We start from the raw sequence: 8015 nt of genomic DNA on the forward strand, positions 1-8015 counted from the left end.
GGGGGTTTATTCAGCCTGTATGCCCGCCGTCTTGGCCACCTGTGACCAACGCGCCATTTCGGACTGGATCAAATCCTTGAACTGCTGCGGCGTGCCGCCCGCGGGCTCGATGCCGGCGGCGGCCAGCTTGTCGCGCACGTCCGGCGCGGCCAGCGCCTTGTTGGCCTCGGCGTTGAGCCTGGTGATCACGTCCTTGGGCGTGCCCGCCGGCGCGAGCAGCCCGCCCCAGGTGCTGGTCTCGTAGCCCTTCAAGCCGGCCTCGGCCATGGTCGGCAGCTCGGGGAAGAGCGCCGAGCGCTTGGGCGTGGTCACGGCCAGCGCGCGCAGCTTGTCGCCCTTCACCTGCGGCGCCACGGCGGCCACCGTGTCGAACATGAAGGCCGTGCGGCCCGCGATCAGGTCCGGATGCGCCGCCGTGCTGCCCTTGTAGGGCACGTGCGCCACGTCCACCCCGGCCATGCTCTTGAACAGCTCGGCCGACATGTGTGGCGCGCCGCCGTTGCCGCTGGAGGCGTAGCTGGCCTGGCCGGTGTGGGATTTCAGGTAGCCGACGAGCTCGCCGACGTTGCGGGCCGGGATGTCCTTGTTCACCACCAGCATCAGCGGCACCACGTGCGTCTGCACGACCGGCTCGAAGCTCTTCACGGTGTCGAAGGGCAGCTTCTTGTACATGCTGGGGTTGATGGCGTGGCTGCTGGCCACCAGCGCCAGCGTGTAGCCGTCCGGCGCGGCCTTGGCCACGAAGTCCGAGCCCAGCATGCCGGCCGCGCCGCCCTTGTTCTCGATGTTCACCGGCTGGCCCCAGGCCGCGGTGAAGCGCGCGCCTATCAGCCGCGCGGCGATGTCTATGGCCCCGCCCGGCGAGGCCGGGACGACGATGGTGATGGGTTTGCTGGGAAAGGCCTGCTGCGCCTGCGCGCCGGCCGCGAGGGCGAGCGCGCCCGCTGCGGCCAGCAGGCCGCGCCAAGGGGTGCTGTACGACATGGGAAACCTCCGCTGCTGCTGCGCTTACTCGACCGTGATCTTTCGGTCCTGGATGATTTGCGCGTAGCGCTTGCGGTCCTCGCCAATGAGCTTGGCGAACGCCGCGGGCGTACCGGTGGCAGGGACGGCGCCGAGCTCGGAGAACTTCTTTTTCACCTCGTCCTGCGCCATGACGGCGCGCACCTCGGCGGCCAGCTTGTCGGCCACGTCCGCCGGTGTGCCGGCCGGCGCGAGCAGGCCTATCCAGGACACGCTGTTGAAGCCCGGCACGCCGGCCTCGGCCAGCGTGGGCACGTCCGGCAGCGCGGGCACGCGCTTGTCGCTGGTGACGGCCAGCGCGCGCAGCTTGCCGGCCTTGATGTGGCCGCTGGCCTCGAACACCGTCATGAAGGAAAGCTGCACGTGGCCGGCGATGAGATCCGACACGGCCGGGCCGCCGCCGCGGTAGGGCACGTGGATGATGAACGTGCCCGCGCTGTCCTTGAACATCTCGGCCGCCAGGTGCGGCCCGCCGCCGGCGCCGGAGCTGCTGTAGCTGAGCTGCCCGGGCTTGGACTTGGCGTAGGCGATGAACTCCTTGACCGTTTTCGCCGGCACGCCGGGGTTGACCATCATGGCCATCGGCAGCTCGGCCACGAGCGTGATGGGCTGGAAAGCCTTGTCCGCGTCGTAGGGCAGCTTCTTGTAGAGCGCCGGGTTGATCGCCTGCGTGCCCACGTTGCCCATGAGCAGCGTGTAGCCGTCCGGCTTGGCCTTGGCCACCAGGTCTGCGCCGATCTGGCCGGCGGCGCCGCCCTTGTTTTCCACCACCACGGGCTGGCCCAGGCGGCGGCTGAGCTGTTCGGCCACGATGCGCGCGCCCGTGTCGGTGCCGCCTCCAGGCGGGAAGGGCACGACCAGGGTCACGGCCCGCGTGGGCCAGGCCGTGGATTGCGCGGTGGCCGCTCCCGCGGCGGCAAGGGTCAGTGCGGCTGCGAGCAGCGGCAGCGCGAAGCGCGGTGTCATCAAGTTGTCTCCTGCTTGAACCTGGGCTGAAACGTCCGCGGGTGCGGTACTTGGCCGCTCCAGTCGTCGTACAACCAGTGTAGGAAGCCCACCGATAAAGGTCTAAGCTCAAATTTGGATCGTTCGATGCATGGATTGAATTGATGGACCTGTTTCAGCTGCGCTGTTTCGTCGCCGTGTGCGAGGAGCTTCACTTCGGCAAGGCGGCCACGCGCCAGCACATGACCCAGCCGCCGCTGAGCCGCCAGATCCAGTTGCTGGAGGCGTCGGTGGGCACGCGGCTGCTGGAGCGCACCAGCCGCAGCGTGCGGCCCACCCCGGCCGGCGCGGCGCTGTACCGGGACGCGCTGGAAATCCTGCGCCTGGCCGACCAGGCCGCGGCCAACGCGCGGCTCACGGCGCAAGGCGACGCCGGCCGCGTCGTCGTCGGCTACACGGCGGTGGCGGGCTATGCGCTCATCCCGCAGTTGCTGCGCCTGGCGCACGAGGCCTTGCCCGGCGTGGACATCGTGCTGGAGGAGATGGTGTCGGTGCAGCAATTGAAGGCCCTGGCCGCCGAGGCGCTGGACCTGGCCCTGGTGCGGCCGCTGCACTCCGAGGCCGACCTGGACTACCACTGCGTGGTGCGCGAGCCGATGCGCCTGGCCATCCCGCTGGACCATGCGCTGGCGTGCAAAGACCGCATCGCGCAGGCCGATGTGGAGCAGCAGCCGCTGGTCATGTACTCCGAGAAGGAGGGCAAGTACTTCCACGACAAGATCCGAAGCCTGTTCGCGGCGTCGGGCGTGTGCCCGCACTACGTGCACCACATCGGCCAGACGCACACCATCATGGCCCTGGTGCAGGCGGGCACAGGCTTGGCCATCGTGCCGGCCTCGGCCAGCTACCTGCGTTTCGAGAACGTCGTGTTCCGCGACCTGTGGCGCAAGGACGTCGTGGCGGAGATCTACCTGGCGTGGCGCCGCGCCGCGCGCAACCCGGCGCAGCGCCGGCTGCGCGAGCTGATCATCCAGGCCCTGGCGGGCCAGGCGGCCGGGGCGCTGGCCGGCGGCTGAGGCGTGCGTGGCGGGCCGGCGCCTAGGGCACGGCTGCGATGCTCAGGCCAATGCAGAAGGTTCGCCGACCGGGCTTCGGCTCCCGCAGCCCGCGCGTTCTTCTCCATGGAAGGCCACGGCGTCCCGTCCCCGCTGCTTGGCGCGGTACATCGCGTCGTCGGCCTGCTGCAGCAGTTGATCCGGCGTGAGCGCAGGGCAGGCCAGTGCGACGCCGATGCTGCAGGACAGCCCCGAGGAAGGCACGGCAGCCTTGACCTCCTGCAGCAGCTTGTGCGCCATGGCGCCCGCTTGTTGGAGGTCGCCAATGCCATCGGCCAGGATCACGAACTCGTCGCCGCCCAGCCGCCCCACGATGTCGTTCTTGCGAACGACACCGCGCAGCGCCTGCGCCACCGCCACCAGGGCCTGGTCGCCGGCCTGGTGCCCTTGCGTGTCGTTGAGCCGCTTGAATCCATCCAGGTCCAGGAACAACAGCGCTGCGGGCGTGCCATGGCGCTGGAGATGGTGCACCACCTGGTCCAGCGCCTTCATGAAGGCGCGCCGGTTGAGCAGGCCGGTGAGCGCATCGTGCAGCGCCATGGTGTTGAGCGTGGCCTCCAGGCGCTTGCGCTCGCTGATGTCGTGCATGAAGCCGGTGAACTCCCACGTGCCGCCCACCTGGGCACCGCTCCAGCTGAGCTCTATGGTCATCTCCTGCCCGTCGCGGCGGACTGCGGGAAGCTCAAGGCGGTTCGCCATGGCCGCGCCTCCGCGGGACAGGAAGCCGGCAAGACCGTCATCGTGGTCTTGGCGCAGCGCCGGCGGCACGATGAGCGAGGACAGCGGCTGCCCAAGCGCTTCTTCCAGGCGCCAGCCGAACAAGCGCTCGGCGGCGGGGTTCCACTCGGTCACCAGGCCTCGGTCGTCCATCGACACGATGGCGTCGTTGGCGTGCAGGAGCATTGCGCGCAGCCGCGCCTCGCTCATGTGCAATTGGGCCGCCATCTGCAGGCGCTGCTCATAGGCCAGCTGGCGGCCCAGTGCCCCGCCCAGGGTGGCGGCCATCAGCTCCAAGGTCTGCACCGCGGCGTCGTCGAAGCCGTGCGGCTCCCGTGCCAGGATCTTCAACACCCCGACCGCCTCGCCGGCGCAGAACAGCGGCGTGCAGACCATGGAGCGGACACCGATGCGCCGGCAGGCGTTGCGGTCCACCCGCGGATCTTCCTCGGTGTCGGCGCAGTGCAGGATTTCGAGGCGGGCCACGCTCAGGCCGGAAAGGCTGCCTTCCCGCTTCAGCCGCAGCCCCACATGGGCCGAAAACGAGGTGCTCGCGCAGCGGTAGACCATCTCGTCGTCCTCGACCAACTCGACGACGGCCCCCGCCGCGCCGGTGAGGGACTGCATGCTGTCCACGACGCGCTGCATGAAGGCATCCAGGTCCAACTCCGCATCCGACAGCTGCGATTGCGCCTGGATGATGCCGAGAAGCCGATCGAGCTGGGGAATGGTGGACGCCATGGCTTGCGAAGAACGAAAAAACCCCCTGTTATCGGCATTCCCGTGAAGAAGTTGAGCCCGGGGCACTGCCGGCGCGATTGCTCGCTATTTCTTATTTCTATTTGATCGGCGCGCCAGCACCGGGATTCAAGCCGTCCAGGCACAGCCGCAGCGCGGTTTGCGCGCATTCGACCGTCTCCTTGGGCGACAAATTGAAATGGAAGCGGTGGTAGTGCCAGGTCGTGGCGCTCAGGTAGTAGCGCACCTGGATGGCGGCAAGCCTGCGCTCGTGGGCGCTGCACTGCGGCGCATGGCTGTCGATGAGCGCATCCAGGCTTGGCCAGCGCTGGCTGATCACCTTCTCCCGCACCCGCTTGAACAGCTCGGTGTGCAGCACCGATTGCACCAGCGCCGCCTTGTCCTCGAAGCAGGGATACAGCCGCGCCGGGTACTCGCGCAGCGCCTGCACGCTGGCCGGCGGTGGCGGCAGTTGCAGCCCCTGCGCCGCGGCGCCGGCCACGGCGTCCAGAAAGGCGTCGCGCGAGGCGAAGTAGCGGAACACCGTGCGCTCCGAAATCCCCGCGTGCCGCGCCACGGCGCGCGCGGTGACGTCGTTGACGTCCGCCTGCGCCAGCAGCTCCACGGCCGAGGCCAGGATGAGCTGCTGCGTGGCATCGGTGTGCCGTTCGGTCAAGGTGGGACGGCTTGACATGCGCTCTGCCTCCTTGTCATAGTGCATGACATCGTATCACTCCCGCAGGAGGCGCACATGGACGAAGCGACGCTGGTGAATGCAACGGTGGCGGACCGGCAGGCGGTCGTGGTCAAGGCCGGCGAGGGCGAGCGCCTGCCGGTGCTGGGCACGCAGGTGCGTTTTCTGTGCGAGGGCGCGCACACGGGGCGGCGCTTCTCGATGATGGAAGTGACGCTGCCGCTGGACATGGGGCCGCCCCCGCACGACCACGACTGGGACGAGGCGTATTACGTGCTCGAAGGGGACGTGCGCTTCCAGTTGGGCGACGAGTCCAGGCTCTTCACGCAGGGCGATTTCATCTATGCCCCCGGCGGCACGCTGCACGCGTTCAAGGGCGCGTCCAGCACGCCCGCGCGCGTGCTGGTGCTGGACGCGCCGGCGACCATGGAGGGTTTTTTCCGCGAAGCGGCGCGCGAGATCACCGTCTTCCCGCGCGACCTGGCCAAGGTGCCGGCGCTGGGCCGCAAGCACCAGTTGCGCTTCCGGCCGCCGGCTTGATGAGGGCACGGCGGCGGGCGCGGCGTGAGCTTCAGCGGCTGCCTGCGGCCGCCACCTGCTGCAGGCCTTGCGGGTCCAGGATGCGGATCTCACGCTGCCGCACCTCCAGCAGCCCCTGGGCCTGCAGCCATGTGAAGGCGCGGCTGACCGTCTCCTCCTTCATGCCCAGGTAGCTGCCCATGTCCTCGCGCGTCATGCGCAGCACCAGGGCCGAGGCCGAATAGCCCAGCGCCTGCAGCCGCTGCGTCAGCCGTATCAGGAAGGCGGCCAACCGCTCGCGCACCCCCAGGCTGCCCAGCAGCAGCATCACGCCGTGGTCGTGGACGATGAGGCGGCTCATGATGCGCAGCAACTGCTGCTGCAGCGCCTGCACGTCCGCGCCCACGCCCAACTGGCGTCCGAAGGGGATGACGCAGACCTGCGAGTCCTCCAGCGCCACCGCGTCCACCGTGTGGCGCCCGCTGGCGATGCCGGCCAGGCCCAGCAGGTCGCCCGCCATTTGAAAACCCGCCACCTGCTCGCGCCCGTCCTGCGCCGTGACGCGGGTCTTGAAGAAACCCGTGCGCACCGCGTAGAGCGACTCCAGCGGCGCGCCGGCCCGCAGCAGCGCCTGGCCGCGGAGCACGGCGAGCTGCGCGCTGACCATCCCGTCCAGCCAGGCCGCCGCCGTGGCGTGCAGGCCTTGCGGCAGGCAAAGGCTGCGCAGGTGGCAGCCGGAACAGGCCACCCGGGGCGGCGGCTCCTGACGTGAAAGCGGCAAGGGGTGAGGCATGGCGTTGGGCGGAACGCGGAATTCCTGGGCGGTACTGCGAAAACGGCAAACTGTATACAGTTATGCGCACAAATCGTATGCCGTGGCCGGCATGCCCTCAACGCGTGCAGGCCTTGGATTCGTCTCTGGCAAGCCGTTTGAACAGCCATGTCCATGTCGTTTCCCTGTGCGCTGCGCATCACCTTGCGCGGCTTGGCCCAGATTTTTCTGCTCAGGCGTGCCGCTTCCGGCCTGCTGGTGGGCGCCGGCGTGCTGCTGGCCTCGCCGCGGCTGGCCGGCGTGGCGCTGCTGGGCAGCGCGCTGGGCGCGGCGCTGGCCTGGCTGCTGGGCCGCCCGCGCGAGGAGGTGCGCGCCGGGCTGCACGGCTACAACGCCGCGCTGGCGGCGATGGCGTTGCAGGTGCTGTACGCGCCGCCCTTCCTGGCCCTGGTTTGGGCCGCGGTGGCGGCCACGCTGGCCGGTGTGCTGTGGCGCGGCGTGCGCGGCTGGCTGGTGCCGGTGTACACGGTGCCCTTCCTGCTCACGGCGTGGATCGTGATGGCGCTGGCGCCGCAGTGGAGCCTGCAGCCGCAGCCGTTACCCGCTGCCGCGGCCGACGGCTTTGGCTTGGGCGCAGGCCTGTTGCACGGCCTGGGCCAGGTGGTGTTCGTCCAGAGCGTACCGGCGGCGCTGTGCGCCGTGGCGGCCATCGCGCTGGAGTCGCCGCGCCTGGCGCTGCGGGTACTGGCCGCCTCGGCGCTGGGCCTGGCCCTGGGCACGCTGGCCGAGCGGCCCGCGGGCGATTTGTCGGCCGGCCTGGCCGGCTTCAATGCCGTGCTGTGCGCGCTGGCCCTGGGCGCGCGGGCCTCGCTGCCGGCGTGCCTGGCGGCGGCAACGGGCGCCACGGCCTTGTCCCTGGCCGCGCAGGGCGCCGGCATTCCCGCGTTCACGGCGCCTTTCATCCTGTGCACTTGGGCGGCGCTGCTGGCCGCACGGCACGGCCGGTAGCGCCGCCAGCAAGCCCTCCACAGGGCACGTTTACAAGGCGCAACACGCCAACGCCGGTTGAGAACGCACCTTTAAAAACATCCATTCGGCAAGGGATTTTTCAGGCAAGGCCTGAACAGGAATAGGCGCTATTCCGGAACCCGAGGCGGGCTCTACGGGTTTACGCGAGCCGGATGGCATGCCGCTTTGTATACACTTTGGTCCAAGTCGCCGCGGAGCCCGGCCCAAGCGCCATGCTTGCTGTCCAGGTTGCGACTATCGCTCCTCACAGAGCCCGCTGTGGTGAGGGGATGGGCCGGAGCACACCTGGGCGCCGGCCATCTCCCTGCAGTTTTCAGATGGACATCTCCTATCTGGTCGACTGGGCCAACCTGCTGCTGCGCTGGGCCCACGTCATCACCGCCATCGCCTGGATCGGCGCCTCCTTCTACTTCGTGATGCTGGACAACAGCCTCGGCGCGCCCACGCATTCGGACCTGAAGAG

The 8015-nt window shown here is 69.4% G+C and carries 9 protein-coding genes; 4 read left to right on the forward strand and 5 right to left on the reverse strand.

The window, feature by feature from the left end; all coding sequences use genetic code 11:
• Window positions 1–6: 6 nt before the first annotated feature.
• Both ALA01S_RS29570 and ALA01S_RS29575 read right to left on the reverse strand, forming a co-directional pair.
• Window positions 7–984: a tripartite tricarboxylate transporter substrate binding protein gene (locus tag ALA01S_RS29570; RefSeq protein ID WP_066343115.1), complete on the reverse strand. Its 978-nt coding sequence runs from the start codon at window positions 982–984 to the stop codon at window positions 7–9.
• Between the two features lie 24 nt (window positions 985–1008).
• Window positions 1009–1989 carry a Bug family tripartite tricarboxylate transporter substrate binding protein gene (locus ALA01S_RS29575; protein ID WP_066343116.1) on the reverse strand — a complete coding sequence of 327 codons (981 nt, stop codon included), beginning with the start codon at window positions 1987–1989 and terminating at the stop codon, window positions 1009–1011.
• Between the two features lie 140 nt (window positions 1990–2129).
• Between ALA01S_RS29575 and ALA01S_RS29580 the strand changes: the two genes are divergently transcribed.
• Window positions 2130–3044 (forward strand): LysR family transcriptional regulator, encoded by a 915-nt coding sequence (locus tag ALA01S_RS29580; protein WP_373863020.1) that lies wholly within the window; start codon window positions 2130–2132, stop codon window positions 3042–3044.
• A gap of 42 nt (window positions 3045–3086) precedes the next feature.
• Here ALA01S_RS29580 and ALA01S_RS29585 read toward each other — a convergent pair whose 3' ends face one another.
• Both ALA01S_RS29585 and ALA01S_RS29590 read right to left on the reverse strand, forming a co-directional pair.
• Entirely contained in the window at window positions 3087–4541 is a 1455-nt protein-coding gene (locus tag ALA01S_RS29585; RefSeq protein ID WP_066343120.1) for a diguanylate cyclase domain-containing protein, read from the reverse strand.
• 97 nt (window positions 4542–4638) lie between these two features.
• Complete coding sequence (locus tag ALA01S_RS29590) at window positions 4639–5232, reverse strand: TetR/AcrR family transcriptional regulator (RefSeq protein ID WP_169806044.1); 594 nt, start codon at window positions 5230–5232, stop codon at window positions 4639–4641.
• Between the two features lie 57 nt (window positions 5233–5289).
• Here ALA01S_RS29590 and ALA01S_RS29595 point away from each other — a divergent pair, with 57 nt between their 5' ends.
• Complete coding sequence (locus tag ALA01S_RS29595; RefSeq protein ID WP_066343123.1) at window positions 5290–5772, forward strand: cupin domain-containing protein; 483 nt, start codon at window positions 5290–5292, stop codon at window positions 5770–5772.
• A gap of 31 nt (window positions 5773–5803) precedes the next feature.
• On the opposite strand, the gene ALA01S_RS29600 is transcribed toward ALA01S_RS29595, so the two are convergent.
• Complete coding sequence (locus ALA01S_RS29600) at window positions 5804–6544, reverse strand: helix-turn-helix domain-containing protein (RefSeq protein WP_066343125.1); 741 nt, start codon at window positions 6542–6544, stop codon at window positions 5804–5806.
• 153 nt (window positions 6545–6697) lie between these two features.
• On the opposite strand from ALA01S_RS29600, the gene ALA01S_RS29605 reads away from it, so the two are divergent.
• The gene (locus tag ALA01S_RS29605) at window positions 6698–7531 is read left to right on the forward strand and encodes an urea transporter (protein ID WP_169806045.1); all 834 of its coding nucleotides are present in this window, start codon (window positions 6698–6700) and stop codon (window positions 7529–7531) included.
• Between the two features lie 338 nt (window positions 7532–7869).
• Window positions 7870–8015: urate hydroxylase PuuD (locus ALA01S_RS32410; RefSeq protein ID WP_174548670.1), on the forward strand; the 146-nt coding region annotated here is incomplete at its 3' end.

It is taken from the genome of Azohydromonas lata NBRC 102462, assembly GCF_001571085.1.
Classification (GTDB): domain Bacteria; phylum Pseudomonadota; class Gammaproteobacteria; order Burkholderiales; family Burkholderiaceae_C; genus Azohydromonas; species Azohydromonas lata.